The sequence below is a fragment of the Colwellia sp. F1 genome, assembly GCF_056238625.1.
In genome coordinates this window covers 134,572-161,515 of sequence record NZ_JBWDLI010000011.1, presented here as the reverse complement: position 1 = coordinate 161,515, position 26,944 = coordinate 134,572, and the positions used below count along the sequence as shown (strand labels likewise).

21 protein-coding genes and 2 pseudogenes are annotated in these 26,944 nt (G+C 37.5%); 10 read left to right on the top strand and 13 right to left on the bottom strand.

The genetic code is table 11. The features are described from left to right. Positions 1–345 precede the first annotated feature (345 nt). Genes AC0UA9_RS12185 through AC0UA9_RS12175 form a run of 3 tightly spaced genes read left to right on the top strand, consistent with a single transcriptional unit; the run spans position 346 to position 1,584 of the window. Positions 346–573, top strand: coding sequence for a hypothetical protein (locus tag AC0UA9_RS12185; RefSeq protein ID WP_475660367.1), 228 nt, complete (start codon positions 346–348; stop codon positions 571–573). Between the two features lie 33 nt (positions 574–606). Continuing rightward, positions 607–1,221, top strand: a complete 615-nt coding sequence (locus tag AC0UA9_RS12180; protein WP_475660366.1) for a hypothetical protein — start codon at positions 607–609, stop codon at positions 1,219–1,221. A gap of 57 nt (positions 1,222–1,278) precedes the next feature. Next, positions 1,279–1,584 (top strand): hypothetical protein, encoded by a 306-nt coding sequence (locus AC0UA9_RS12175; protein ID WP_475660365.1) that lies wholly within the window; start codon positions 1,279–1,281, stop codon positions 1,582–1,584. A 386-nt stretch (positions 1,585–1,970) separates the two neighbouring features. Here AC0UA9_RS12175 and AC0UA9_RS12170 read toward each other — a convergent pair whose 3' ends face one another. Beyond that, a complete protein-coding gene (locus AC0UA9_RS12170; RefSeq protein ID WP_475660371.1) occupies positions 1,971–3,161 on the bottom strand; it encodes an MFS transporter in 1,191 nt (396 codons plus the stop codon). 149 nt (positions 3,162–3,310) lie between these two features. On the opposite strand from AC0UA9_RS12170, the gene AC0UA9_RS12165 reads away from it, so the two are divergent. Together AC0UA9_RS12165 and AC0UA9_RS12160 are read left to right on the top strand one after the other, a co-directional pair. Then, a complete protein-coding gene (locus AC0UA9_RS12165) occupies positions 3,311–4,198 on the top strand; it encodes a LysR family transcriptional regulator (protein ID WP_475660364.1) in 888 nt (295 codons plus the stop codon). Between the two features lie 367 nt (positions 4,199–4,565). Then, a complete protein-coding gene (locus AC0UA9_RS12160) occupies positions 4,566–4,793 on the top strand; it encodes a hypothetical protein (RefSeq protein ID WP_475660363.1) in 228 nt (75 codons plus the stop codon). 10 nt (positions 4,794–4,803) lie between these two features. Here the strand turns inward: AC0UA9_RS12160 and AC0UA9_RS12155 are convergent, their stop codons facing one another. After that, the gene (locus AC0UA9_RS12155) at positions 4,804–5,538 is read right to left on the bottom strand and encodes an endonuclease (protein WP_475660362.1); all 735 of its coding nucleotides are present in this window, start codon (positions 5,536–5,538) and stop codon (positions 4,804–4,806) included. Positions 5,539–5,771: 233 nt separating this feature from the next. On the opposite strand from AC0UA9_RS12155, the gene AC0UA9_RS12150 reads away from it, so the two are divergent. Together AC0UA9_RS12150 and AC0UA9_RS12145 are read left to right on the top strand one after the other, a co-directional pair. After that, positions 5,772–6,185 carry a LexA family protein gene (locus AC0UA9_RS12150; protein ID WP_475660361.1) on the top strand — a complete coding sequence of 138 codons (414 nt, stop codon included), beginning with the start codon at positions 5,772–5,774 and terminating at the stop codon, positions 6,183–6,185. Then, on the top strand, positions 6,173–7,429 hold the full coding sequence (locus AC0UA9_RS12145; RefSeq protein ID WP_475660360.1) for a Y-family DNA polymerase: 1,257 nt from the start codon (positions 6,173–6,175) through the stop codon (positions 7,427–7,429). The genes AC0UA9_RS12150 and AC0UA9_RS12145 overlap by 13 nt, the downstream gene beginning before the upstream one ends. Before the next feature lie 176 nt (positions 7,430–7,605). On the opposite strand, the pseudogene AC0UA9_RS12140 reads toward AC0UA9_RS12145, so the two are convergent. Continuing rightward, positions 7,606–8,157: pseudogene (locus tag AC0UA9_RS12140) on the bottom strand (IS982 family transposase); the annotation flags it as partial. Between the two features lie 89 nt (positions 8,158–8,246). Here AC0UA9_RS12140 and istA point away from each other — a divergent pair. Together istA and istB are read left to right on the top strand one after the other, a co-directional pair. Then, positions 8,247–9,740: an IS21 family transposase gene (gene istA / locus AC0UA9_RS12135; protein ID WP_475660359.1), complete on the top strand. Its 1,494-nt coding sequence runs from the start codon at positions 8,247–8,249 to the stop codon at positions 9,738–9,740. Beyond that, positions 9,733–10,500, top strand: a complete 768-nt coding sequence (gene istB, locus AC0UA9_RS12130; RefSeq protein WP_475660358.1) for an IS21-like element helper ATPase IstB — start codon at positions 9,733–9,735, stop codon at positions 10,498–10,500. Before istA ends, istB begins: the two co-directional genes overlap by 8 nt. Positions 10,501–10,532: 32 nt before the next feature. Here the strand turns inward: istB and AC0UA9_RS12125 are convergent. The 8 genes and pseudogenes from AC0UA9_RS12125 to ssb form a co-directional block, all read right to left on the bottom strand. Further along, positions 10,533–10,874 (bottom strand): annotated as a pseudogene (locus AC0UA9_RS12125) (IS982 family transposase); the annotation flags it as partial. A 478-nt stretch (positions 10,875–11,352) separates the two neighbouring features. Next, positions 11,353–11,997 (bottom strand): hypothetical protein, encoded by a 645-nt coding sequence (locus tag AC0UA9_RS12120; protein WP_475660357.1) that lies wholly within the window; start codon positions 11,995–11,997, stop codon positions 11,353–11,355. Positions 11,998–12,245: 248 nt separating this feature from the next. Beyond that, a complete protein-coding gene (locus AC0UA9_RS12115; RefSeq protein WP_475660356.1) occupies positions 12,246–12,743 on the bottom strand; it encodes a hypothetical protein in 498 nt (165 codons plus the stop codon). A gap of 2 nt (positions 12,744–12,745) precedes the next feature. Beyond that, the gene (locus AC0UA9_RS12110; RefSeq protein ID WP_475660355.1) at positions 12,746–15,004 is read right to left on the bottom strand and encodes a hypothetical protein; all 2,259 of its coding nucleotides are present in this window, start codon (positions 15,002–15,004) and stop codon (positions 12,746–12,748) included. Positions 15,005–15,043: 39 nt separating this feature from the next. Next, the gene (locus AC0UA9_RS12105) at positions 15,044–17,281 is read right to left on the bottom strand and encodes a hypothetical protein (protein ID WP_475660354.1); all 2,238 of its coding nucleotides are present in this window, start codon (positions 17,279–17,281) and stop codon (positions 15,044–15,046) included. Beyond that, complete coding sequence (locus AC0UA9_RS12100) at positions 17,274–18,866, bottom strand: site-specific integrase (protein WP_475660353.1); 1,593 nt, start codon at positions 18,864–18,866, stop codon at positions 17,274–17,276. Before AC0UA9_RS12100 ends, AC0UA9_RS12105 begins: the two co-directional genes overlap by 8 nt. After that, positions 18,856–20,199 carry a tyrosine-type recombinase/integrase gene (locus tag AC0UA9_RS12095; RefSeq protein ID WP_475660352.1) on the bottom strand — a complete coding sequence of 448 codons (1,344 nt, stop codon included), beginning with the start codon at positions 20,197–20,199 and terminating at the stop codon, positions 18,856–18,858. The genes AC0UA9_RS12100 and AC0UA9_RS12095 overlap by 11 nt, the downstream gene beginning before the upstream one ends. 150 nt (positions 20,200–20,349) lie before the next feature. Then, positions 20,350–21,033: a single-stranded DNA-binding protein gene (gene ssb, locus AC0UA9_RS12090; protein ID WP_475660351.1), complete on the bottom strand. Its 684-nt coding sequence runs from the start codon at positions 21,031–21,033 to the stop codon at positions 20,350–20,352. Between the two features lie 390 nt (positions 21,034–21,423). On the opposite strand from ssb, the gene AC0UA9_RS12085 reads away from it, so the two are divergent. Continuing rightward, positions 21,424–23,028, top strand: coding sequence for a BamA/TamA family outer membrane protein (locus AC0UA9_RS12085; RefSeq protein WP_475660350.1), 1,605 nt, complete (start codon positions 21,424–21,426; stop codon positions 23,026–23,028). Positions 23,029–23,131: 103 nt separating this feature from the next. Here the strand turns inward: AC0UA9_RS12085 and pssA are convergent, their stop codons facing one another. Both pssA and AC0UA9_RS12075 read right to left on the bottom strand, forming a co-directional pair. Beyond that, positions 23,132–24,460, bottom strand: a complete 1,329-nt coding sequence (gene pssA, locus AC0UA9_RS12080; protein WP_475660349.1) for a CDP-diacylglycerol--serine O-phosphatidyltransferase — start codon at positions 24,458–24,460, stop codon at positions 23,132–23,134. Positions 24,461–24,630: 170 nt separating this feature from the next. Next, the gene (locus tag AC0UA9_RS12075) at positions 24,631–26,739 is read right to left on the bottom strand and encodes an oxidoreductase (RefSeq protein ID WP_475660348.1); all 2,109 of its coding nucleotides are present in this window, start codon (positions 26,737–26,739) and stop codon (positions 24,631–24,633) included. Positions 26,740–26,944 lie beyond the last annotated feature (205 nt).

The following is a 26,944-nucleotide window of genomic DNA, read 5'->3' as shown; positions in this document are numbered from 1 at the left end:
CTTTACCAGTAAGTTTTTTACCTGATTGAAGTGCTTTAACTGCATCTTCGAAGTTGAATTGATTTGTCATGTGTCATTCCTGTTTTTTACCAGTTTACCGAAATGACACAGATTTTTGAACATTACCAAATTAAGCGCTAAAACTGCGATAATTGCGAAAAATTATATTTTCCTAATGTTAAACTCTATTTTAAATAATAAAAGAATTAATTTGTACCTTTAAAGCCTGATTTGATGGGATGAACATTACTTTAAGTGTTTATAATAGATTTCTGTAGGCTCTTTACATAGTCAAAGAGTGTTTGCTATTGTTTTATTACTCATTATAAATAAGGAAATTTAACTATGTCTATCCATTCCCTAGTAGAAATCCAAGAAGTCTTAAATATCAACTTAATAAAACATCCATTATTCGTAGAAGGGATGAACTTTGATTCAGTGGAATACAATGAAGACCTGAAATGTTATGTGCCTAGGGTTAAGAATATGGGTAGTGAGGTCTACAACCCCACCAATATTCAAGCAATCTATAAAGAAGTCACTCAGGATACTTTTCAGCAATTAGGTATTTAGTTTTTTAAATCGGACATAAGGAATACAAATAAAATGGAGTGGAATTCTTTAATTGCGATAATTTCTGCTAATACAATAGTTTTAGGGGTTTTAGCATTTTTAGCCAAATCTATTATTACTCATTGGTTAAACAAAGATATCTCAACGTTTAAAAGCAATATAGAGCATGTTGCTAAAGAATCCTTTGCTGTAGTTCAGTCTGATCTTGAAAAAGAAAGAATTCGATTACAAGTTTCATATAGTGGCATCTTTGAGAAACAAGCTGAAGTTATTATTGAGTTATTTAGATTATTGACCGACTTTGAGAGTCATATAAATAATGCCATCAACTCTAATAAAGATGATGAAAAAAGTTATATTAATTTTTTTCAATCATGGAAGAAACTACTTAATTATTTTAGCTTAAACCGAATTTTACTACCTAAAGATTTAGACCAATTAATAGACGAATTCCAAAGTGGTATCTTTTTTGGTATAGATGAGTATAGGAGGCTAGAAAAACGACTATATCGTCAGCACTTAAAAGATGAACAAGTGAATGAAATATTCGCAAGGCAGGATGTTCTTCTGGAAGAACTTAATAGAATTAAAAAATTAAAAGAAGAATTAACACATCAATTACGCCTAATTATAGGAGTTTCAGAGTGATACCTCAGACGAATATTAAATGAAAAATTTAACATTTTGAAAAAAATAAGGATAATTATGAAAGCTGAAATTAGTTATATTAATAAAGATACCCAAACGTATGCTGCAAAAATTGAAGGTTATACTGATTATGTGGTTATTGAGGTGTTGGAAGGTTTGCGAGTTGATATACATCGACTCTTTGATAAGTTTCTTATATCAATAAAACCTGATTGCTATACATTGGTTGTTTCTGCAAGTATTCAGGATAAATACTACCAGTCTTTAAATGGCAAAAAACTTTTTCAAAATACGATTAAACCTTCTTCAAATATACTAAAAAAACACTATTTGTCTTTTTTGAAAATTGATAAACAACGCTAATAACAAGTTACTTCAATTTAATCAACAAATCCCCTTATTTTAAATTACGAAGAGTTTGGAGTTCTAGTGGTTTGTAATTTACAAGGTGCGCTGAGCCTTACATTGAAATGATGGAACGTCATCTTGTATCTTTGTTAACATTAAGCCAGTGATCATCAGAGAGTTCTTCAGCTAGCCAATTGCGGACATTAATGCTTTGCAAATTCAGGAGCATATTTAAGGTAATATTAACCAAAATTCCCTGCTCACTTGTGAGGCTATTTTAAGCTCATTGCAGCCGTAACCCCTGAACCACTATATGTTATTTTGAGCCTGAAACAGTCGTAAATGTTTATAGATATGATGTCATAAGCTCTGCTTTGAGATATCAAAGCAGAGCTTCAAGTTTAGGCTATGGTTTTAACTAATTTCTGAGCTTGTCCCTTTCGATCTAGCATTCCACTATATCGAGTGAGAATAAGTGCAATTAAAACAACAATTGCGCCAACCCAAGGAGTATTCATTAAACCATATTCTTCAACGATGATACCGCCTCCCCATGCTCCTATTGCAATGCCTATATTAAAAGCTGCGATATTTAGACCCGATGCAACATCTACTGCATCAGGTGTATACTTTTCTGCTAGTTTTACAATATAAACTTGTAAGCCAGGTACATTGCCAAAAGCAAATGCTCCCCATACTAAAATAGTTATCACAGCTGCAACTGGATTATAAGCGGTAAAGTTTAAGACTAATAATATAGCAGCAAGTCCTGAAAAAATTATTGTTAACGCTTTAATAGGACCAAAATTATCAGCCATTTTTCCACCCCATATGTTTCCTACAGCAACTGAAATACCGTACACTAAAAGTATTAAACCTACCGAACTAGATTCAAAGCCAGTTACTTCATTAAGAATTGGTGCTAAGTAAGTAAAAGCAATAAAAGTTCCACCATAGCCAATCGCTGTGATCGCATAAACTAATAATAACCTTGGATGAGTTAACACTTTAACCTGTGCGGCAAGATTAGTTGGTTTAGCTTGCTTTAAATTGCTAGGGACGAGTATAGCGCTGCCAATCATGGCTAATAAACCTAAAATAGATACGGTTAAAAAAGTAGCTTCCCAACCAAAAATTTGACCGATATAAGTACCTAATGGAACCCCAGTTACTAAAGCAACGGTTAATCCTGTGAACATAATGGCAATAGCACTTGCTCCTTTTTCTTTCGGTACTAAGCTGGTGGCAATGGTAGAGCCTATGGAAAAAAATACGCCATGTGCCAGTCCTGTTAATATTCTAGCTATTATTAATGCTTCAAAACTAGGTGCCTGCCAAGCGACTAAGTTTCCAATAACAAATAACCCCATAACCGATAATAAAACACTTTTTCTATTCCACTTACTTGTAAAAGCGGTTAAAACAGGTGCTCCAATCGCTACACCTAATGCGTATAGGCTAACCAATAAGCCTGCTGAAGGGATTGATATACTAAGGTCTTGTGCCATTGTTGGTAGTAATCCAACAATCACAAATTCAGTTGTTCCTATCGCAAAAGCGCTGAGTGCTAATGCAAGTAATGCTAGTGGCATCATAATCTCCAAGTTTAATTAATACAGTGGTGTGAAGTTAGGGAGTTGTAGAAGCCCTTACTTCTATTTGTTGGCGTAATTATTACCTGCTAGACTGTTGCAATAAACAGTGTTATTTACAAAATACTATTGTAATAAATGGAGTTAATTTGAATTTAAAAACAAGATCAGATGATTTAGAGCTTTTATTAGCCGTTCTTGAGTTTGGCGGATTCTCTGCTGCCGCTGACGCATTAAATATTCAAGTTGCTCGTATATCACGCTCTGTAACGAAAATAGAAAAAGATCTTGGAGCAACTATTTTAATTCGTACAACTAGACGAGTTATGCTGACAGATGAAGGTAAGAAATTTGTTGATGCGGTAAATATTGGTCTTCAGCATATTCATAATGCAGAAGCAGAAATAACCGTTAAAGCAAAGATCCCTCAAGGGAAGTTACGTATTGATGCTGTTAGCCCATTTATATTTCATCAAATAGCGCCTCATATAAATGCTTTTAAAAAAGCTTACCCTAGTATTGAAATTGAGCTTAATTCTAATGAGGGAATAGCCGATTTAATTGAGAAACGTACCGATGTAGCAATTAGAATAGGGAAATTAGATGACTCAACATTACATGCCAAAACTTTAGGAAAAAGTTCCCTTTTTATCGTTGCTTCTCCTCAATATATTGCACAAAACGGCTTACCTAAAAAGCCAACAGATTTGAAAAACCATACATTAATCGGTTTTTCAAATATCAAAACTCTTAATAAATGGCCGATTAGAGAGTTAGATACAATCACACCGACAATAACGGCAAGTAATGGAGAAACCATCCGTCAACTAGCTTTGTCGGGAGTTGGTATAACATGTTTATCTGGCTTTATGGTTAATCACGATATCGAGTCAGGTAAGCTCATTTCATTAATAGACTCGTATAGAATTGAAGGTACTGATAGGGAGTTGGTGAATGCTGTATTTTATAAATCGTCGGCAGCTTATGAAAGGGTTAAAGCATTTATAGACTTCATCAAGCCAAAATTAACATTATAATTAATATTATTTTGGGTTTATAGTCGCTTTGTTGACTATCAAGATGACGGTAGTTCAACTTCTAATGAACACTAAAAATAGCTCAAAAATCCATTGATGTTAATGTCAGCAATCGTATCAAAGTGACTATTGGATTGAGTGATTATTAGAAACAGTTTTAGACCGCTTTAGGCTCCTAGCTGACTTAAATTTAGGTGAGCATAATCACTAATACATTAGATATGTTTAAGGCTCATTTGAATATAATCAACTATATGAGTCAGATTAATTGCGACTTCCTCCATCGTTGGTTCGAAAATTGTCAAAATTCGCATTCTAATAATCATGTTCTATAGTTAAAGAATGATACATTAAGGATGATGATGACATGAAAGGATATCCACCAGTAATACTCGTTGATACTTGGTTGTTTATAGCGACCAATAAACATACAGCGCTAACTCACTCTAAATCACATGCCATTAATGCCATCAATATTTATTTTGGCTCAGTCGAGTTAGCATCCTTATATACTGAACAAGTTAAACGGGGAAGTGTAGATTCATTCTTATTTGATAAGATTGATTATCCCCCAGAGTTTACTGACTATATGTGAAGCTTATTAACTAAAGATTTAAAGCATCACATCGACTTTTAACAATGTTATTTTCACTTTTTTGTAGCATGGTAATCTTTTCTGCTCTACTGCATTCCCAGGCATCTACGGGATACATTTTATCCCAAGCAGCCATTAGTTGGCGTTGTGCTTTGCTCATGTTATATCGCTTATACGTATCTTCCATATATAAATATGTGCGTGCTATTCTTCCTCTGGCTGCCTCAGGCGGCTCTGCCTTACGATTTTCAATTTTCATTGCACAACTACCAAAATCACTTTTAACATCAGGTAACATGGTGAAGTTATAATTACTTCTTAAAGCATTAACTGCGCCAATGGCAGGGTAAAGATTAAACATGTCTGCTTGCATATATCTGTATTCTATATTTACTTTCTCTGCACATTTACGTCCCTTGAATGCTTTCCCTTTATTACTAAGACATTGCTCATGACCTTCACGCCATTCAGTAAAAGTACGACCAAAGTTCTCTGCTGGTAGTGCATGCTCCCATTCTATTTTTTTAGCGCGTTTGAGATATTTAGAGGTAGTAAACCCTTTAGGTGGTATCACTTCCTTCTTAATATTAAATGTAGCATTGCAATAAAGTGTTTTACGGTGGTCGTTATACACCTTTTGCTCTAATAATCTTTTGGCTTTACTAAAGGATTGTATCTCTTGGTTTGCGGCTATAGCAGGGGTTGCTATTAAAATGGCAACCAATAAGCTTAAAATTGTTTTCATTCTTCGACCTATGGATAAATTGTTATGTAAATATGCCTATTATCTTTATTGATTATCAGGCACAGCTCGATGTGAGTGGTTTACGAATTAAGTATCTAAAACCTCAAGTTTAACACTCAACTCGTTATGCTGCATTGAAGATAAGCGTCATCAATTTATCTGATGAATAAACCTTTCTAAAATTTAATAATGAAACTATACTGTATAAAAATACAGTTAATTAGGTTTTTTTTATGAAAGTGATACCTATTTATATTGAAGCAGGGATAACTGGCTTCGAGTCCCCAGCAGCAGAATATAAGGAGCTCAGCTTATCATTAGATAAGTTACTTATCCGTCATCCTAATGCCACCTTCATTGGTCAAGCATCAGGTCACTCGATGCAAGATATCGGGATATTTGATGGTGACTTACTCATAGTTGACCGCTCACTTGCTGTTAAAAATGGTGATGTGATAGTGGCTAATTTTAATGGATGCTTTGTGTGTAAAATAATAGATAAGCCACAGGCAAGATTGGTGTCAGCCTCCAAAGGTCATCTACCAGTGAAAATAAACCCTGAAGATGATTTTCAATTAGAAGGTGTTGTTACACGCTCCATTAGACTACATCATCAAGCCCCAGAATTAACAGCATGTATGCACTAGTTGATGCAGTTTCTTTTTACGCCAGTGCGGAAAAGGTATTTGACCCAAGCATCAGAAATAAGCCTGTAGTTGTATTGACCAATAACGATGGGTGTATTTGTGCTGTATGCCCTATTGCTAGGAAGTTAGGTATCCCTAAGTTTGAGCCTTACTTTAAAATAAAATGGTTTTTAGAAAAACACGGTGTTGTTGTACGCTCTTCTAACTATGAGCTTTATGCCGATTTAAGTGAACGGATGATGAATGTTATCGCACGGTATTGTGATAATCAGCACATTTATTCTATCGATGAATCCTTTCTATTATTTAAAAATTATAATGGCTTAATTAAAGATTGGCACAAATACGGTCATGAAATTAGACGAGCCATTTGGAAAGAAACCAAGCTACCTGTCGGAGTAGGCTTTGGCATAACACCCACCCTAGCCAAAGCAGCTAACCATGCAGCAAAAAAACTCAGTGGTTATAATGGCGTAGCTGTCATTGATAACATCCATAACGGTAAAATAATTTTAGAAAAGATGACTGTCAGTGATGTATGGGGCGTTGGGAGAAAAATAGCTCAGCGGTTGAATCAACAAGGTATTCAGACAGCCTACCAATTATCGGCTCAAGACCCTAAAGCAATGAGAAAGGAATTTAGTGTAGTCACTGAAAGAACAATTAATGAGTTAAATGGTATTAGCTGCTTATCGTGGGATGACATTAAAGGATCTAAACGGGAAATATTTTCAACGCGTAGTTTTGGTCAGCGTATTGTTGATATCCATACATTACAATCAGCACTAGCGACACACGGAGCTATTGTTGCTAAAAAAGTAAGGCAACAGTCCTCGTTAATTAAAAAGCTCATGATTTTTGCATCCAGCTCACCTCACGATGATAACTATTATAAACACGCAATGGTTTACCACTTTCCGGTAGCAACAGATAACAGTTGTGATATTGCTAAGGCGATTAGTATAGTGCTAGCCGATATATTTGTTGTTGGGGTTCGTTTTTATCGTTGTGGGGTTGGTGCTATTGGATTAGAAAGTAGAGAGTTTCAGCAACCTGATTTATTCATGCCTGATAATTCGAATCCAGTGTTAATGAAGTGTTTTGATACTATCAACAACCGTTATGGACAAGGGACTTTGAAACTCGGTAGTGAAGGTCAGACCGACACATGGCAAATGAAGAGAGACTTTCTAAGCCCTCAATTCACAACAAACTGGAAAGACATACCTAAAATTAGTTGCTAAACCAATAATCACCAAATCTGATAAATAGGCCCTTAAAGAATTGCCCTCTATTGTATCTTTGTTAACGTTAAACTAACAAACAATAAAACCACCCTCAGATAGCCACAAAAGCGATCATTAAACTTTTGAGAAACCATGATCATACTCAGGATAAGTTTAACTAACCTCAGATCGGGTTAAGCCTTAACCATAGCATTCTTCTCTACATCATTAATATTAAGGGTTGGCTTGTTTTCTTTAAGACAATAAGCCACTAATCCTGCAAGTAAATTCAACATAAACCCATTAGGGCTGCGATGACGAGAGTGTTCTATTTGAGAAATATTCTTTAATTGACCATTTATCGTTTCGATAATAAACCGTCTAGATAACATGGCTCTATCCCATAATGACATTGCTTTGGCTTTCATGTTACTACGTACTGTCGTTATTAAATCAACACCTTTTTCTTTTAAATCGGCTGTTAATTTTTTGCTGATATAACCTTTATCAGCATACAATTTTCCTTTGAGGTTTTTAGCTAATGCTAATACAGGCTTTGTGTCGTGAACATTGCCAGTTGTTAATTTAGCATCAACTATTTCACCTTTAAAGTTGGTGACTAAGTGGAGTTTGAACCCATAAAACCAACCCATTGTTCCTTTGCCGCGTTCGGCTATACCGTCAAATGTTTTGTGTCTAGGTATTCTTAGGTTATGACATACTTTTATGCTTGTAGAGTCAATGTATTAGGCGACAATTAGCTTGGCCGGTTCACGACAATTAGCTTGTCTGGTTTTGGTACACTTCAGATATATCAAATTCAACAGAGAAAGATATGTCTGGAAAACCCATAACCAAACAACAGGTTAATTTATATATGTCTTATCGTAAGGACCATAAACAAACAACAGCTGCCGCCCAAGCGGGGATGTCAGAGCGCACAGCCAGTCGCATTGATACAGGGCAACATTCAACAACAAAGCAACCTAGAGCATATCGAACCCGAAAAGATCCCCTTGATGGTGCCTTTGAACTACATCTTATTCCACTACTTAAAGCAGATCCTAAGCTTCAACCTGTAACGTTATTAGATCAGCTAGATAATGTTATGCCGGGTAAGTTCGGCCGTAACCATTTACGCACGTTGCAACGTCGAGTCAAAAAATGGCTAGCCACTGAAGGGCCAGATCAAGAAGTCATCTTTCGTCAAAAGTATATGCCAGGATTTATGGGGATATCGGATTACACCTGGATGAATAAGCTCAATATTAGCATTGCCGGTGAAGCCTTTGAGCATAAACTTTTTCATTACAAGTTAGTGTTTAGTGGTTGGTCGTATGCTCAGGTTGTCTTTAGTGGAGAAAGCTTTGAGTCACTTTCCACAGGCTTACAAAATGCTTTTTGGCGCAGTGGTGGCGTACCACAGACACATCGAACGGATAGCTTAAGTGCCGCATTCAATAACCATTATGAACAAGAAACCTTAACCGAACGTTATCAAAAACTATGCAAACATTATGGCGTTATAGCGACTCGCAATAATAAAGGTGTGGCGCATGAAAATGGTGCGATTGAAGTGGCTCATAGCCATTTAAAACAAAAAGTAGATCAGCAATTGCGTTTACGCGGTAGTCGTGACTTCGCGACAATTACCGAGTATCAATCGTTTGTAGATCTAATTGTCGCCAAAATCAATCGTCAATGTAAAACACGCTTTGATGAGGAGCGCAAGCACTTAACCGCGCTACCAAAACGCCGTACTAACGATTTTAGTGAGCAATATGTTAAGGTCACATCCAGTAGCACTATCAGCATCAAACGAGTGACATATACCGTACCTTCCAGGCTTATTGGTCATCGTTTACTGGTTCATATTTATGATACCCGGCTCGCTTTATTTCTTGGTCATGAAGAGACTTTATCACTGCCCAGAATTTATGCCCAAGGGCACCAGCGAGCACGCGCGGTAGACTATAAACATGTGATCCACTCACTGGCGAAAAAGCCCAATGCCTTCAAATATTCACAGTTACGAGAAGACTTAATACCAGAAGGTGATTTCAGTTTATTGTGGCAGCAGTTAACCGCGCAGCACGTTAGTGACAAAGACTGCCGATATATGGTTGATCTATTATTACTCGCTCATAACTATCATTGCGAAGACGCCCTTGGCCGCTATGTACTGAAAAACCATGAGCAAGGCAAACGTATATCGATTGATATGTGTCGTAAATTGTTTGGCCCTAGTATGGTTACAGTACCTAATATTGTCAGCCATCAACATCACATAAGTGATTATGATAGCTTGCTTGGAGGTATGCATGGCTAACATTCAAAGCTTACCAATATTGTTGAAAGAGCTGCGCTTAAGTGCGATAGCCAAAGAATGGGAAGTTATCGCTCAAAAGGCCGTGTCAGAGCAATGGGAGCCTGAGTTGTTTCTTGCTGAGTTATGCGAACTTGAAGCGAATTATCGCCATGAGAGTCGCTTAAAGCGGCTTCTTAAAGAGAGTAAATTACCCGTAGGTAAGCAGCTTCATCAATATGATTTTGACGAAATCGAAGGGGTAACATCGCTACAAATCAAACAAAAAACGAATCAAATAGATTGGGTTAGACAAGGTCATAATGTATTACTGTTTGGGGCAAGTGGCTTAGGGAAAACTCACTTAGCGTGTGCGATAGGTTACTCATTACTGGAAAAGTCGGTGCGAGTTAAGTTCAGTACTAGCACGACGATAGTACAAGAATTACAACGTGCTAAAGAAACACTAGGTTTGAATGATGCCTTAAGAAAACTCGATAAATATGAGCTATTGATCTTGGATGATATTGGCTATGTGAAGAAGAATGATAGTGAAAGTCAGGTATTATTTGAATTGATTGCTCATCGATATGAACGAGGCAGTATGTTGATCACATCAAATCAAGCTTTCAGTGAGTGGGATAGTATATTCGGTGACAACATGATGACTGTTGCAGCTATAGACCGACTTGTACATCACAGTGATATCTACCAAATACAAGGAGAAAGCTATCGTAAAAAACAAGCAATGAAAATAAACTCAAATACCAGCCAAGTTAATTGACGCCGACCGGACAAGTTAGTTGACGCCTAATAGTCAATGAATTCAATGCCTGTAGATTCACCTTTTAGTATCGAAAAATAGCTAGATAGTGGCACGATAGCCTTAGGCATCACTTCTAAGAATCGAGTGTAACTCAATAAGCTTGGAAAATGAGAGCGGTAAAATTTAGCGATATAACCTTTATAATAATTCTTAAAGTCGCGATGATTAGAGGTATGAAAAGCAATAAGGATAGTGATAACCTCACTCATCGCCATACGGCAGGGGCGATTTCGCTTTATATTACCATCTGCAATTAATTGTTTTTCCCATTGAGGGACAAATACGCGACAAAAATCATCGACATCACAGAATATTTCAACTAATTTGTTCATGCCCGTTCCTTATTATCTTTCTGTTTTTTCTTGGTCGAAAGATCGGATCGTGGAACGGGCACTTAGTTCAATTTAGTTTGTTCTTATCCCGAGCTGAGGTTAACTAAAATATACTGCTTGTTTGTGGGTCTAGTTCAAGCTCATTATTACCGTTGAAGTTCCATCACTAGATGTGAACTTAAAACCTTGTTCGGACATTAATAATGAGCTAAAACTAAATGCTAATTTTAATAAATTGTTCAAGGTTTAATATTTTTTGTATGAGACTTAGTTTACTTCTTATAATCTGAAATTACTGTTCTTAGTAAGAATAAGGATGACCAAATAATAAGGTCAATGGCTTCGGCCAAATCGATAGCTTCAGACAACACTTAATATGAAACTTTCAGTGATACAAAATTATTTACAGGTATATATCATAAACGGCCCAATGCATAGCTTAATGATATATACCTAAAATTTATGAATGATTAAATTATTACCGCACTAGACTACTGATTTCTGCTCTATAAGCGGGATCGTTACAACACATTTTTAGTTCTTGTTTAATATATTCCGACTTTGTAGGTAACATTGGTCCTGGTTCTTTTTCTAATGTGATGCATATATATTGAGAAGCTAAAGAATCTAGAAAATGCTCATTCATGAGACGAAAATCAGATTTTATAGGTGCGAAGAAATTACTAGACTCGATAGACAAAATTTCCCATTCATTTGCATATCCTTCATGAAAATGAAGAGTGTCACTCTCAAAAAAGTAAGAGCTCTTTAGTTTGCTATTTTTATTGGAAAGCCTTCTGAAAGGGTAATCTTCTTTCTCCTCTCTTGTTAGTGACTCGTATGTATAGCGCAAACTTTGTTCTTCGGGGATCAAATCATTCTTAGGTCTCCTTCCGACAGTGCGACCTACATTAACTTTTGCCCAAGCCAATGCCTCTTTGAAAGTCTTGAAATAATGGTGATCTGATGTATATAAGCTATCATAGATATCAGACAACAAAGTTTCGAGTGTTTCATTGGTTAGCTTTTCTTTGTATTCATCTTCCCCCCATCCAGATGGAAACTCTCCCTCATTTAGAAACCCATAATCAGTTTCATTAAGATAATCCGCGTCACTTCCCATAGATGTTCTCCCGCCAACAAAAGCCTTTTCATTATACTTGTTATAAACTCAAAAAGAGCTGTGTCACCCTATCTATAAATTCCTAAAAATGACTGTCGGATCAATTATCGCGCGACGACTTAGTTACATATAGATGAATATATTACTAAGTTTTGCCAAGAAGCATGTTCTAGTTATAAATCTTCTGAATGAAACAAGTCAAAAATTAATTTTATTTCTCAATTAATTTATTAAATAATAACATGTGCCTAATCTCTATTTTTTGCTGGTAAGCCAGTATCAATAGTTTCCGCAACTTTGTTTAAATCAACATTATCCATTTTATTTAAATTGTGTTGCCAACGGGCAAAGCGCTCTAATAAAATATTGTTTTGACTTGAAAGTCGTTGATTCTCTGAATTTAGCCTTTTGTTCTCCTTTTCAAGCTTATCAACCCATTTTATAAGCTCAGAGATAGTGTCGTTATTATCACGTAAATCAGCCAACACACTACTTAGTTTGTCAGAGTTATTAAATAGTAGTTTTGCCTCATTGATGGCTTGTGACTTTTTGCCCTTTAACTCTGTTTTTTTCAATCTAAAAGCATGATCAATTTCGTCATGCTTTAAGTATGTGTGACGCGATGGGGGATGTTTCAAGCCGAGTTCATTTTGCAGCCTTTTAGATAAAAGCTCATAGGTCAACTTACCCTGCCATCCGTCAATAATAACCAGAATGGCCTGTTTGTTGTCTTGCATAAAAGCCATATCTACTCCTCTAATCTATTTATTGCTAATGCTGTTAAATCTAACGTTGGTATCGTATTAGTTTCATCCATATTAAGAGAGCGTTTGGCAGGCGAGATATCTAACTCATCAGGTATCCTTACTTGCTTACCAGAGAGGGTATGGGGATCTTCAAGAGTCGCAATGATAGTTCTCAATTTCGATAGTCTAAAGCCAATACTGGTAACCCACCTGTCAGCGCCGAAAACTCGCTCCTCGGCATTGATTTTAGCATTCGATAATTGCTCCTCATATAGACTAGCAATTTTGTTAAGCTCTTCAAGTGTATTGGGCATGCCTTTGAGGCAAACATGTTCGCAACAGATCGAGCAATCACCATTTTTGACACAAGGGCTCTCAGCATAGTTATGCACACAGTATCCTAACCCTGTAAACTGGGCTACGCCTACACGTTCCACACCAAGTGACTTTAGTGAAACTGGAAGTCCTAAATCGTGAAGTAGCATGGGTTGAGGCGGATATTCTGATGTGCATGATACTAGTAATTGACTGACTTGAGCGATAGTCATTGTGCCTTTACTTTCTACAACAGGTTCAATACGCTTTATTAATCGTGATTTCTGCTGATAAGTCCTTCCATCATAGGCTTTATTTTGATTGATATCCGCCCGTCCTGACCACTTTGCAATAAGCCAATCCTCCTCACCTGCCAATATCAGTTTCGTGTTCAGCCAGTGCCGAAATTGATGGGTCGTTAATCTTAGTGGTGCACCATTCTCATCAGTGATATTGAGTTCTTCAAATATCGAGGTCGTCGTCGTCGTCCTTCCACTTGATTGATGTGTTTTTCGTTGTGATCCCAGTGCATCTGCAATCATCCCATGCCCAACTGGAACCCAACTAAAAGGCTTCACCTTGAAGCTCTTATGAAACTCATTTTCACGCACTAAACAAATACATTCCCAGATTTTTGCGTCACCGTAATAAGGAAACTTTTCACTTTTATACTGATTTTGCACTACAGACAGAAGATCTTTATAGCTGGGAAACTTAATCTGAATATTTGTAGCCGTCCATTCTTTTGAATTATTAACCTTTTTAACAATTCTATTGTTTGGAAGAATATGGTACCCCTTAAGAAGAGCTTTTCGCCAGTTAGGTACATTATTTAAGCAGGATATCAAATCATTCAGCCATTTACTGGATGTTTGATGTATCCAACTCAACCTTACACCATTGGCACGAAATCCAGTGCTAAAACCGATTGCATTAGCAAATTGTTCAAAGGTCAGCGGCTTATCTTGTGGGAAATACTTAGGTGTTATGCACTCATCATGCACCATGAATCTGTCTGGATAATCATCTGCAAATTTTGCCGATGCTCGTGCTGGTGCCGAAATCTCAATTAAACGCTGAAATGCCTGTTGGACAATATCTTCAAGAAGCTTTGGTATCCACTTACGAACAGGATTACCGCTCTTGGCAGGATACCACATTAGGTACCATCGCCCTTTTTCGGTTCGTTGCAACGAATGAATGGTTAGCCCGTTTAATTCAATACTTCGGCTAGGCTGACACATTAACATGACGTATAGGCTGGTAAAGTATTTTTGACGTGGGGTTTCTGCGCGATAAAAAGCATCCGCTACTTGCAGCATTTGATAATCAGAAGGACATTTATCTAGTTCCACCTCGCGGCTTTTCTTATCCAATTTTATTTCTGTTGTAGGTGACCTTCGAAAAGGATTTTTCCAATCTTGGATATCTAATTTGAAGCGCATTCTCTTTATGAATATTATAACTTTTTCCAGTGACAAACCGATGTTTCTTTTTCCACCTGTAGATTGATTTGATTTATTGATAAGCTCCTCTGTGCGGTTGATCACATTATTGTCAATGTTCATCACATCAACTAAGGATTTATTGTTATGAATAGCTTTCTCAACTAACGCCCTATAAAGCCAAGGTAATGATGATGCCCAACTTTTAGAATCTTTGAAATTTAACGATAGTTCATAACGCACATATGCTTTCGCAAAATCCGCGTATCCATAGCGATAAGGTGTGTAAAGAGAACGACTATCGCTAATGCCAAAGACAATCGTAATTTTCTTTCCACTCTTAGTCATCCAAGACCATTTGTCACATTCCCAGCCCTTTTGATCATTGTATTCATGATCATCGAACAGAGTTAATTTGTTTTTTGCAAACGCAATGAAATCGTCATAATTATTCTGAGATTTAAGCTTATGCTTAGCGGTGAAAACGAGTAGATTAGGCATTGAACAATCCTTTTTCCCGGCCCTAGGTTAGTTTCTAGTTCACTCAGGCAAGGTTGATAGTGCAAGTGTTGTCAAATAAAAACTCGACAAAACATTATTTTGGTCATTTTTTAGCGCACGCTTAACCGGTGAAACATCTAACTCATTTGGGATCCTCACTTGAGTCACATTAGCCATATTCGGATTATCAAGGATTGAAATAATGGTTTTCAGCTTCGCCAGTTTAAAGCTTAGACTAGTCACCCACCTGTCAGCACCAAAAACATTATTTTCAGCATTGTCTTTCGCGAAAGACAATTGCTCTTCATGCAGTTTATTAATATTTTTCAGCTCTTCAATGGTGTTAGGTATACCTTTGAGACAAACGTGATCACTACATGTCGCACAATCGCCGCTTTTAAGGCATGGGCTTTCAGCATAATTATGCACACAATAACCTAGCCCACTAAACTGTGCTACACCTTTGCGACTAACACCAAGTGATTTAAGTGACAGTGGTAGTGCTAAATTGTGCAGTACAATTGGCGGTGGTGGGAATTCGGACGTATATGTCGCTAACATCTGATTAGCTTGTCGGACGGTCATCACAGCATCATTTTTTACTACGTGACCAATTCGTTTGGTTAGTCGTGATTTCTGTTCTTGAGTCCTACCATCATAGTCCTTATTCTGTTTTATATCTGCTCTACCTGACCACTTTGCGATCAACCAATCATCTTCTCCGGATAAGATCAGCTTTGTGTTTAACCAGTGCCTGAATTTGTGAGTCGTCAGTTTGAGTTTAGAACCGTCCTCATCGGTGATATCTAAATCTTCAAAGATGCTAGTAGAATCTTCTATATCGTTTCCAATAGCGTTCAAGATATTCTGATTGTTAATCATGAGCCAACTAAAAGGTTTTACTGGCTTCTTTTTATTGAATTCACAATCACGTACCAAAGAAATACTTTCCCAAAGAGGTACTTCACCATAATAAGGAAAGTTTTGAGTTTTGTATTGACTATATACTAATGTAGCTAAATCATTATAACTTGGAAATCTAATTGAATGATCTGTATTCGTGTACTTAATTCTCTGACCAGGTTTTGCAACTTTCTGCAATATTTCATTGTTGTGACCTAATTTACAATTTTCAGGAATGAGCTTTCTCCAATTGGACACATCATTCAACTCTGAAATTAAAACATCAATCCAATTGCTTTTAGTCCATCGCCACCCCCTTATCTCCCCCCTTCTCGCAGGTCCAGTTCTGAGACCCATCGCCTTTCCGAACTGGTTGAAGGTCAACGACTTGTTTTTTGAGAAGTTTTTTGGTGTTATACACTCATCATGAATCATAAATGTGTCGGGGTAATCATAAGCAAATTTTACCGCTGCTCGGGCTGGTGCCGATATATTAATAAGACGCTCAAATGCCTGTTGAACGACATCTTCAAGCAGTTTTGGTATCCACTTTTGAATCGAGTCACCTCCCTTAGCAGGATGCCACATTAGGTACCATCGCCCTTTTTCAGTACGTTGCAACGAATGAATGGTTAACCCGTTTAATTCAATACTTCGACTGGGTTGGCACATTAACATGACACATAGGCTAGTAAAATACTTTTGACGCGGAGTTTCAGCGCGATTGAAGGCTTCAGCCACTTGCAGCATTTGGTAATCCGATGGGCATTTACCCATCTCGATTTCACGACTCTTTTTATCTACAGCGGTTCTAGTGGTAACTCTACTTGGAAAAGTGTTAAACCAATTTGGAAGATCAAGCTTAATACGCATTTTCTTTAGAAAAAACAACATTTTTTCCAATGATTTTCCGTATCCAAATTTTGTACCTACAGATAAACCCGACGCTCTAATAAGTTCTTCAGTTCTGTTGATTACACTGTTATTTATATCCATAACATCAATTGCTTTTTTCTTGTTAATTTTTGCTTGCTCAAGCAACGCCTGGTACAGGTATTTTAATGAGTATGCCCAATTCTTAGAATCTTTGTAATTTAGTGAAAGCTCATAACGTACATAAGCTTTCGCAAAGTCAACGTAAGGATACCTGTATAAAGTGTAATTAACTGAGTTATCACAAATTCCGTGCACAATGGAGAGTTTACTTCCTTTTGCAGTTATCCATATAAACTTATCACAAGCCCAGCCTTTTTTACCTTTATATTCGCACTCAGAAAAAAGTGTTAATTCGTTTTTTGAGAATGCGATAAAGTCGTCATAATTTTTCTGACAATCAAATTCGTATTTTGGTAAAAAAGTCAAGACTTTAGGCATCTATAGCTCCTTCATTCTTAAGGTTTTCTTTGCGTTTTTCACATGTTTTTATAACAACTTTTATTGCATCAATACTTCGGTTATGACCTTGTAAAACAAATTCACTTGCGCCCATATCTCGCTTGCGTTCTAGCTCTGACATAACGCTGTCGAGCACTTTTTTGTGAGGTGCGTTGAGCCATGGTTGAAACTTGTTGCAGGTATAACAGTGGATTGTACCGTTCGCGCAGAAACCAAAATCCCCACAGTTTCCCAATACTTTGCCATTACTGTTATTAATTCGGCTACGCGGATCATTAGCGCGGATTGCGTCTTTTTCACTGTCGATTAAAGTCCCTGAAAATGCCTGTGCAAGAGGAACTAAGCTCTGCGCTAAAGCAGCATCAATCCTGTCAGCGATTTCTTCTTTGAATTCTGTGTATACCTTGACGTGCTGAATGTCTTCGTGTCCCAGCTCATTTGCTATAGCAAATGAGCTGGCCCCCATAATTGCCATGTTAGTTGCGTGCGTATAACGGAATCGGCGTGGGTTGATATGCAGATCGCCAGGCTCACCGTTAACTATAATACGACGGGTTTTAAGCGGGCATAACTTTGCAATACGCGCAATCAAATCGGAATAACCAGTCCTTCTCAAACAAAAATAATCGGGCTTTGATTTAGTAATCTTCACAAAAGAATTAAAGCTACTCACTTCACCTAACTCAATTTCGCGAAGAAAAATAGGGACTATTTTCCTTTCATCATCATCAAGCTTAATGTCAAAATGTTTTTCTATTACTCCTACTGAATGTTTGGCTTTCGCTGAGAGCACTAACATTAAGTCCTCGCTAATATCCTCCCTATGATGAAAAGATTCTCTGATAGATTTATTTCGTTTCTTAGCATTAGGTAAATTTAGATCGAAATGCTCAACACCTGCTTCTATTCTTGTGGTTAAGTCGCCAAAATACAAATACGTTAACTGGATAGGTCTTGCTCCAGTTTGCTGTAAAGCCATAATGAATGCATAACCTTCAAGACTGATCAGTTTTTCGGTATAAGCATTGACATACCAATTGATGAATGCAATTTGTTCCTCAAACGTATAAGCACCACTGTACGGACACCCAGTAGCGACTGCCTTACCCTTTTGTGTACCTTTGAGCCTGAGTGACTCAAGCAAGAAAGCTGATTTTTTCTCCATTCCACTAAAGCCCTTTTCGTGCCAATCAAGCAAAAAAGAACGTATATAACCTAGTTTCCATTCGGTATCTGATTTAAGAGTCGCTTTAAAATTTATAATATCTTTTTCACGAATCTTATCTACCACTCCAAAAGTAAAAAGGTGTCGGCAATATGTGAATAAATTTTGGATATATGACCCACTAAATTCTGAAGCATAATCTGCCAAAACGAGGCGGAGGCTCTCTTCAAATGCCGAAGCTAAATTTAACGAAGATAGAAGTGTAAAATTTAATGTGTCATTTGAATCTAATTTCCATAAATCTTCATACACATCGAATCTGTAGTTTGCTTTACTCATGCGTTTATCTGATTTCAATTTAAATTTAGCTGCGGTAGCAATTATTAATTTACTTGCCATTATTCAATCCTTCTACTTTATACTTTAGTGCTGCTTGCATTTTTTGTCGTATTAAAGTTGCTTGTTTTTTCGCTGTTCTTTTCAGGTAGAGTTGTCCTGAAGCAAGTGACGAATGGCCATTTAGTTCAGCTCGGATCTCAAGTTCTCTTTGCTCCGAAATAGTATTCTCATATGCATATTGCTTAGCTTCCTCGAGTCGTCCTTCTTTTTCGAGTTTACTAACTTCGACTTGTGTAGCTTTTCTTTCTTTATCAATTTGTGTAGATAGTTGATCATTAAAAAAGTGCCGATAGGAGTGTGGCGAAATACTCACAAACCGCTCAAGATTGACGGCTACAATCTTCTCAAATAAGTTATTAACTGTTCGTTGAATAAGCGGTGAGCCAGTTTCATAACTACCTTTTTTAGATTTGTGTGACACGAAAATGTATGGGTGTGTAATCGATATTTTTGTTTTAATACGATACTGCTTAATATAAATGTAGAGCAATTCTCTTAACTCTCTCGAAATTGGCACACCTCGGCCCAATGTCTTAGCGGTTGGCTGTCTCAATCTGGGATCGTCTATACTGTCGTGCCTTCGTTCAACAAACAACCTTGGATCGTTGATGTCAGAACTAATATCACCAATTTGTAATGCTAACAGCTCGCTGCATCTCAAACCTGACTCATACAATGTTTGAACAATGAGGTAATTTCTGAATTTAATTACTGAATTTTTGAATGGGTTGTACTTAGAGTCAGGCTTTGAAACTGCGACAAAGTCTTCAAATGCATCATCTGGAATACCCGTCTTTTCAAGAGATGATTTTTTGGACCTTGATTTAGGCAGACCACTCTTAAAGAGTTTTTTCATACGATCTAGATCATCAAACAGTTTTGCTGCTGTACTCTTGTACTTGGATCGTTCTTGACCAATAAAATGTAAAAATTCTGCAATGTGTGCGATGCGGCTAGTATAATACTGTTTGCTAACAGTAGGAATATCATGTGTTTTAGACAAGTGGAAGGTGCCCATATCCACAACATTGCTGTTTGACTTAACCTTAAAAGCCACCGACTTATATGTACAATGCTCTTTTAGAGAATTTATGTCATTTCGATTCGGTACTTTGCCATGATATATCTCTTCAAGCAAATCCCTTTTATTAATGGACTCCCAAATTTTTAAATGCTTGATGTCTTTGAGGTACATCTCAATCGAAGTTGCGGCTTGATTCATACGCAACCTTTGCGTAACGAAATGTGTTACCCAAAAATCTGGCACGCCATTACTATCAAGCAAAAAGACATAACGTTCTCCGCTTTTAAACTTCTTTACTGAGACATGCATTAGCCCCTCATAAATCTACATATTATTTTGTTACACCAAAATATAGTATATATCTAATAGAAATCAACATTAATTTTCTATTAGAATTAAAAAAGCCGTAAAAAATACGGCTTATGAAATTAAAATCTACATTATTTATTTTGATTCTGGTTAAAACGGGATATCATCATCAAAATCAATTGATGGCTCTTGTGGGTTTACCTTAGGAGCTGGCTGTTGTGGTGCTTGCTGAGGCTGTTGTGGTGCGAAGCCTCCTTGTTGCTGACCTTGTGGTGCATAACCACCTTGTTGTTGAGGTGCTTGCTGACTTTGTGGTGCATAACCGCTTTGCTGTTGAGAAGCAGGTTTATTATAAGCTTGCTGTTGAGCTTGTGGGGCATAACCACCTTGCTGTTGAGCTGGCTGTTGTGGCGCTTGCTGTTGAAAACCACTATTTTGATTATGCTGCTGTTGGTTTTGTCCAGAAAAGCCGGTGTTTTGCCCTGACGATTTGCTGTCTAGCATTTGCATTACGCCATTAAAGCCTTGTAATACAATTTCAGTTGTATATTGGTCTTGCCCTTGTGGGTTAGTCCATTTACGTGTTTGTAATGATCCTTCTAGATAAACTTTTGAGCCTTTTTTCAAGTATTCGCCGGCGATTTCAGCTAACCTACCAAACATTACTACACGGTGCCATTCGGTTTTTTCTTTTTGCTCACCTGTTTGCTTGTCTTTCCATGTGTCAGACGTTGCTACGGTGATATTTGCCACCGCTCCGCCATTTGGCATAAAACGCACCTCAGGATCTTTGCCTAAGTTACCTACAATAATTACTTTATTTACACCTGCCATGAAAAAATCCTATTAATTGTGCTTTTCTAAAACAATTTGTGTGCTAAACACACACCGTTATTTCAGAGTTTAAAAAATTTAATTAAGAGTTCAATTCTATAGCGAGACAGGATTAAATTCTATAGTGCAACAAGACTAAATTTGAGTGCTTTTTGCTTTTAACCGCTTTTTATTTTTAGCTAGTTGATTTTTATCAATTTAGCTCAAACGAAAAAAATGAAATAACATATCAATTAAATAATATAGATCGGCTATACTCGAATATCGTGAAAAGTTTGTTTGCCTCGTTTACTAAACAAATAACTTGACAGAAGGGTTTTAATTATTCCTAGTAGCCGTAAACATTTACACTTTCTATCGCCTTCTACTCTGTTCATTTGGGTGATGGTAATGGGTATTATTACAACTTGTGCATATACACAAGCAGCCGAAAAGCAAGCAAGCGTGCTTGAAATAGAACGCTGTAGCCAACAACAAGCCAATATTATTTTTGACCCGCAAACTATTTTTGACAAAAATGAGCCTGGTTTTCTGCTGATTCATGAATGGGCCAATGCGATTCACATAGACACCAAGCAGCTTACCCTAGAAAACGAGTCTGCTTTTTTTCTTAATAAATGCATGAAAACCCCGGCCGATTTAGCCGAGTTAGAGCGGCACTTACGTAACAGGAAGTATTTACGCGATGCCAGAGTAACCAGTGATGATGACCTCCAAAACATCACGATAACCACTTGGGACAATTGGTCGTTATTGCCCACCATTAGCTTTGGACGACAAGGCGGTGCAAGCACTTATAGTTTTGGCATTAAAGACCGAAACTTATTAGGCTTAGGGATAGATGCTGAAATTGAAACCTATAGAAACTCTCAACGTAAAGGCTATAAAGTTAGATCAACCGCCCCCTTATTTAGCCAAAAAAATATCGACTTATCATTGCATATTGCCGACAACGATGACGGGACTCAACAAGCGATATTCTTACGTAAACACTTTGCCAGCTTTTATACCGACAATGCCTATACAATTGGCTTTAATGAGGAGTCTCGTAATGATACGGTTTATCAAAATGACAATGCACTGGCGGTATTTTCACATGACATTAGCTATAAAAGTGCTGAGTATGCCTGGCTAAGTTATAACAATGAACACTCTCTTGTTCGCTACCGTTTTGGCCTAACACAAGATCAACACAAGTTTGCTTATGCTAGCGATATTAACTATAACCCTCATTCATTGTTACTACCCCAAGACCGTGATTTTATCTACCCTTGGGTAGGGTTTGACTATATAGAAAAAGATTTTAGAAAACTCACCAACATTCATTTAATTAGCCAAATAGAAGATTTTAACCACGGTTGGCAGTTTAGCTCACGTTTAGGGGTTGGCGATGGTAAACAAGCAAATAATGCTTGGGCGTTACTGCAAGCTAAGCTTCATAAAGGCTTTGAAGTACATAATAATGCGCTGGTATTATTTGATCTGATGTTAAATGCTGATCTTTACGATGAACGTAAGGATAGGTTATTACTTGAAATTGACACCGAATATTTTTACAACTTCAATGAAAGCTGGGGTTACTATTTTAATAACACAACTATTATCAGTAAAAACCAGTATATTGACCAACTGGTTACTGTAGGGGGTAGTACAGGTTTGCGGGGGTTTCCTTTAGCATATCAACACGGTGAGCATAGCGTAAAGTTTACTCATGAAATACGTTATTACCCTTATATCAACTTATTTAAACTTTTTGATCTTGCGGGTGCTGCTTTTTTTGATGCTGCCAAAACCTTTGGCCAAATAGAAGCCCAGGGCATGGAAGCCAATGATGAGCAAGGATGGTTATATTCTCTTGGTATTGGCGTAAGGTTCTACTCACCGCACTCTTCTGGTAACCAGCAAGTTATTCATGTCGACTTTGCTTTTCCGCAAAGTGATAACGCAAACATAAATAAGTTTGAAATTAGGGTTGAAGCTAAGAAATCTTTTTAAACAAAAACTTAAGGTGCTAGTGACAAGCGCTAAAGGACTAGGGCTAGGAAAACTAACCGCTAAAAAACCTGGCCCTAAACCTAGGGCCGACAAATATTCATTACTATAAAAAACGTTTTAAAATTCGGTCAACCTGCGCCAAGCGTATTTTATTAAGCAGCTTTTTAGGTTTTACCGGGTAGTCACCCACTGCGTCAAGCTCACTAAAATGATTGATTTTTTGCGTATGCGCCATAATATCTGTTAATTCTGGCGTTACTTTAGCCATTAAGCTTTTGCTTGGGTCATCGAGTAATAGCCCGTTTTCTAAATCTAAGCCCCATGCTCGCGGATTTAAGTTACTACCGGTGAGTAAGTGATAACGTTCATCACTGATGATGCCCTTTAAATGAAAACTATTATCGTCATGTTGCCACAAATGTATATTTAACAGACCATTATCAATATAGTTTTGGTAGCGTTTTACAAAACGCTTTAATAGCATTTCGTAAATATAAGGGATTATGCCAATAGTGCTAAACGCTGATTCATCGGTAATATAAAAATCATTGGCCGTTTTATCGCCTACCACTAAGGTAATATGCACGCCACGCTTTAATGCATTAATCACATCTTTTGCCAGCGCAGGGGGTAAATTAAAATACGGCGTAAATATTAATAATTTATGCTCAGTTTCTTTTATAGTTACCCTGATTGCTTTATTTAATTTGTTTTTTATTCGCCCAAAGCCAACTAACGGGGTAACTGAAATGGGGTTAGCAATGACACCTGAGTTTTGCTCTGCGCATCTTGTGTTTATTGGGTAGTTTGACTTTTTCAACAATAACTTTAACGCAAGAATATTGCGCTTTTGTTCAATAGGGTCGGGTAACTTATGTTCGTTCAGTAAGGGTGCTAACCGAGAGTCGATAAACATACTTTGTAAATACTGGCAAAAGCTATCCGTTAACGAAGCGCTATGTATTTGGTAATATCGGTCTAACCGATAGCGCTTTTCTTGCTGCATATAAATGTTATTAATGCTTGCACCTGTATAGAAAAGTTCATCGTCAAAAACCATACCTTTTAAATGCAGTACACCAAACAGCTCTTTACGTTTAACCGCAATACCATATATAGCTATTTTTTGGCTGTATTGGTCGGCTAACTTAAGATACAAAGCTCGGTTGCCTAAACTATGTTGCTCGCCAATTAAGCCGCGTTGACCCCGATGAAAATCAACAAAAATACTAATGTCTAATGCTGGTGTAATTGCTTTAGCTTGATACAGTGCGTGTAATATTTCTCGTCCGGCTTCATCGTCTTGTAAGTAAAGTGTTGTGATGTAAATACGGCGGCGAGCGTTCGCAATTAATGATAATAACTGTTGTTTATATTGTTTTGGCGTGGAAAGGATTTTAATATCGGTATTACTGAGCACTAAATTTTTCATTTAAAAGGTCAAAAAAGTTAACTTAGATGTATGCATTTAGCCAGTATACGTCAGTTTTTAGCGATTCAACAAGGCCAAATATTTTAGCTGATAGGCAGGCACTACTGCGCACTTCATTAATACGATTATAAAAAGAGCAATATGAAACCCGCCAACAGTCTTTTGTGAACTTATATTACCATGGCCAACTCAGCTGCTTGGCGGATAGCACGCTTGGCATCAAGCTCAGCAGCCACATTAGCGCCACCTATTAAGTGTACTGGTAAACCGCCACTTTCAAGTGCTTGTTGTAAATCACGGTTTGACTCTTGCCCAGCACAAATAATGATATTATCTACCGCAAGTAACTTTTCCTTACCGTCAATATCGATAAGTAAACCGTCATCGGTGACTGACTTGTAACGAACACCGGGTATCATCTCAACCCCGTGCTTAACTAAATTAGCGCGATGCACCCAACCTGATGTTTTACCTAAGCCTTTACCTACTTTGCTTGTTTTGCGCTGCAATAAAGTGATTTGACGACCAGTTTCAACTTTTTCAAACAATTTATCATTATTTAAAGCGCCCGCATGTTGATAGCTTTTATCAACTCCCCAGTTTTTTAACCAAGCATCACGGTTTGTCGTTAATGACTCGCCAGACTCAACAAGGTATGTGGCCACGTCAAAGCCAATACCGCCCGCACCAATAATAGCGACATTTTTGCCTACGGGAATTTTTTCACGTAAAACTTGCAAGTAACTCAATACTTTAGGATGGTCAATACCTTCAATATCAAGCTTACGCGGTTTAATGCCCGTGGCTAAAATAACTTCATCGAACCCTGCTGTTAATAATGACTGTGCTGTTTGTTCGCTGTTTAAGTGCACCTTAATATTATGTACAGCAATTTGTTTGTTAAAATAGCGTAAGGTTTCATAAAACTCTTCTTTGCCAGGAATTTGTTTAGCAACATTAAACTGACCACCAATCTCACTTATTTTATCAAATAGCTCAACTTGATGCCCCCGCTCTGTCGCATAAACACTAAATGCCAAGCCGGCAGGGCCGGCACCAATAACGGCAAGTTTTTTCGTTTTATTTGTGGGTTCAAAATAAAGTTCAGTTTCATAACATGCTCTAGGGTTTACTAAACAAGAGGCTCTTTTTTGCTTAAAAACATGATCTAAACACGCTTGATTACAGCCAATGCAAGTATTAATTTCATCTGACTTATTTGCAGCGGCTTTGTTAACAAAATCTGCGTCGGCCAAAAATGGCCTCGCCATTGACACCATGTCGGCCTGCCCTGACGCTAAGATTTCTTCAGCAACTTCAGGCGTATTAATACGGTTTGTGGTAATTAGTGGCAGCGACACCTCTTTTTTCATTCGCTCGGTAACCCAGGTGAAGGCTGCCCTTGGTACCGACGTTACTATGGTTGGCACACGTGCTTCATGCCAACCAATGCCGGTATTAATTAAGGTCGCGCCCGCTTTTTCTACCGCTTTGGCCATTAATACCACTTCACCCCAGGTATTACCGCCTTCTACTAAATCAAGCATGGATAAACGAAAAATAATAATAAATTTCTCACCAACTTTTGCCCGCACCGCTTTAATGGTTTCAATCGCCAGGCGCATGCGGTTTTCAATACTCCCGCCCCACTCATCAGTGCGTTGGTTCGTACGAAGACAAGCAAACTGGTTAATTAGGTAGCCTTCACTCCCCATGATTTCAACGCCGTCATAATTGGCTTTAGCGGCTAAATGTGCGGCGTGAGCATAATCTTTAATAGTACTTTTAATTTGCCTATTAGACATGGCTTTCGGCGTAAATGGATTAATGGGCGATTTTATTTTACTTGGCGCAACATTAAACGGGTGATAAGCGTAACGACCCGTATGTAGTAACTGTAAACATATTTTGGTGGGGTATTTGTGCACTGCAGCCGTTACTTGTTTGTGTTTATTTACATGCCAAAAATGACTTAACTCACTACCAAAAGGTGCAATTCTGCCGCGCTTATTAGGGCTAACACCACCGGTTACAATAAGACCTACCCCTCCTTTAGCGCGCTCTTCATAAAAAGCCGCTAACTTGGGAAAACCACCACGCTCTTCTTCTAGCCCTGTATGCATTGAGCCCATTAATGTGCGGTTAGCTAACTGAGTAAAACCTAAATCTAAAGGCGCTAATAAGTGAGGGAACGCCTTATCTTCTTGTAAAGCCTTACCTGATAAAGCGTCTGGTGAAGCATTCTTTATTGCCGAATCATGGGTGTTTACCGTGCTCATATTAATTCCTATTGGTCTAACCAGTTAACTTGTTAAGGTTAATTTACTCACATTTTGCTAAAAACACAAGTCAATTTTGACACCTGTAAGATGAATTAAGTTTTCTGCTTCTTTGCCACGCTAACGTTAAAATAGCATCAGTGTTCATGTTATTTGGCTTATAAATTATTCTTTAATAGTAGTACAATTTAAGCCGATGCAAAGT

What these genes read in the sequence shown, in the direction of transcription:
- AC0UA9_RS12145 (WP_475660360.1), top strand. Translation starts at nt 6,173, where the DNA reads ATGTATGCACTAGTTGATGCAGTTTCTTTTTACGCCAGTGCGGAAAAG.
- istB (WP_475660358.1), top strand. Translation starts at nt 9,733, where the DNA reads ATGGCTAACATTCAAAGCTTACCAATATTGTTGAAAGAGCTGCGCTTA.
- AC0UA9_RS12110 (WP_475660355.1), bottom strand. Translation starts at nt 15,004, where the DNA reads ATGCCTAATCTACTCGTTTTCACCGCTAAGCATAAGCTTAAATCTCAG.
- AC0UA9_RS12105 (WP_475660354.1), bottom strand. Translation starts at nt 17,281, where the DNA reads ATGCCTAAAGTCTTGACTTTTTTACCAAAATACGAATTTGATTGTCAG.
- AC0UA9_RS12180 (WP_475660366.1), top strand. Translation starts at nt 607, where the DNA reads ATGGAGTGGAATTCTTTAATTGCGATAATTTCTGCTAATACAATAGTT.
- ssb (WP_475660351.1), bottom strand. Translation starts at nt 21,033, where the DNA reads ATGGCAGGTGTAAATAAAGTAATTATTGTAGGTAACTTAGGCAAAGAT.
- AC0UA9_RS12160 (WP_475660363.1), top strand. Translation starts at nt 4,566, where the DNA reads ATGAAAGGATATCCACCAGTAATACTCGTTGATACTTGGTTGTTTATA.
- AC0UA9_RS12085 (WP_475660350.1), top strand. Translation starts at nt 21,424, where the DNA reads ATGGGTATTATTACAACTTGTGCATATACACAAGCAGCCGAAAAGCAA.
- AC0UA9_RS12100 (WP_475660353.1), bottom strand. Translation starts at nt 18,866, where the DNA reads ATGGCAAGTAAATTAATAATTGCTACCGCAGCTAAATTTAAATTGAAA.
- AC0UA9_RS12185 (WP_475660367.1), top strand. Translation starts at nt 346, where the DNA reads ATGTCTATCCATTCCCTAGTAGAAATCCAAGAAGTCTTAAATATCAAC.
- AC0UA9_RS12075 (WP_475660348.1), bottom strand. Translation starts at nt 26,739, where the DNA reads ATGAGCACGGTAAACACCCATGATTCGGCAATAAAGAATGCTTCACCA.
- AC0UA9_RS12175 (WP_475660365.1), top strand. Translation starts at nt 1,279, where the DNA reads ATGAAAGCTGAAATTAGTTATATTAATAAAGATACCCAAACGTATGCT.
- AC0UA9_RS12150 (WP_475660361.1), top strand. Translation starts at nt 5,772, where the DNA reads ATGAAAGTGATACCTATTTATATTGAAGCAGGGATAACTGGCTTCGAG.
- AC0UA9_RS12115 (WP_475660356.1), bottom strand. Translation starts at nt 12,743, where the DNA reads ATGGCTTTTATGCAAGACAACAAACAGGCCATTCTGGTTATTATTGAC.
- AC0UA9_RS12120 (WP_475660357.1), bottom strand. Translation starts at nt 11,997, where the DNA reads ATGGGAAGTGACGCGGATTATCTTAATGAAACTGATTATGGGTTTCTA.
- pssA (WP_475660349.1), bottom strand. Translation starts at nt 24,460, where the DNA reads ATGAAAAATTTAGTGCTCAGTAATACCGATATTAAAATCCTTTCCACG.
- AC0UA9_RS12155 (WP_475660362.1), bottom strand. Translation starts at nt 5,538, where the DNA reads ATGAAAACAATTTTAAGCTTATTGGTTGCCATTTTAATAGCAACCCCT.
- istA (WP_475660359.1), top strand. Translation starts at nt 8,247, where the DNA reads ATGTCTGGAAAACCCATAACCAAACAACAGGTTAATTTATATATGTCT.
- AC0UA9_RS12170 (WP_475660371.1), bottom strand. Translation starts at nt 3,161, where the DNA reads ATGCCACTAGCATTACTTGCATTAGCACTCAGCGCTTTTGCGATAGGA.
- AC0UA9_RS12095 (WP_475660352.1), bottom strand. Translation starts at nt 20,199, where the DNA reads ATGCATGTCTCAGTAAAGAAGTTTAAAAGCGGAGAACGTTATGTCTTT.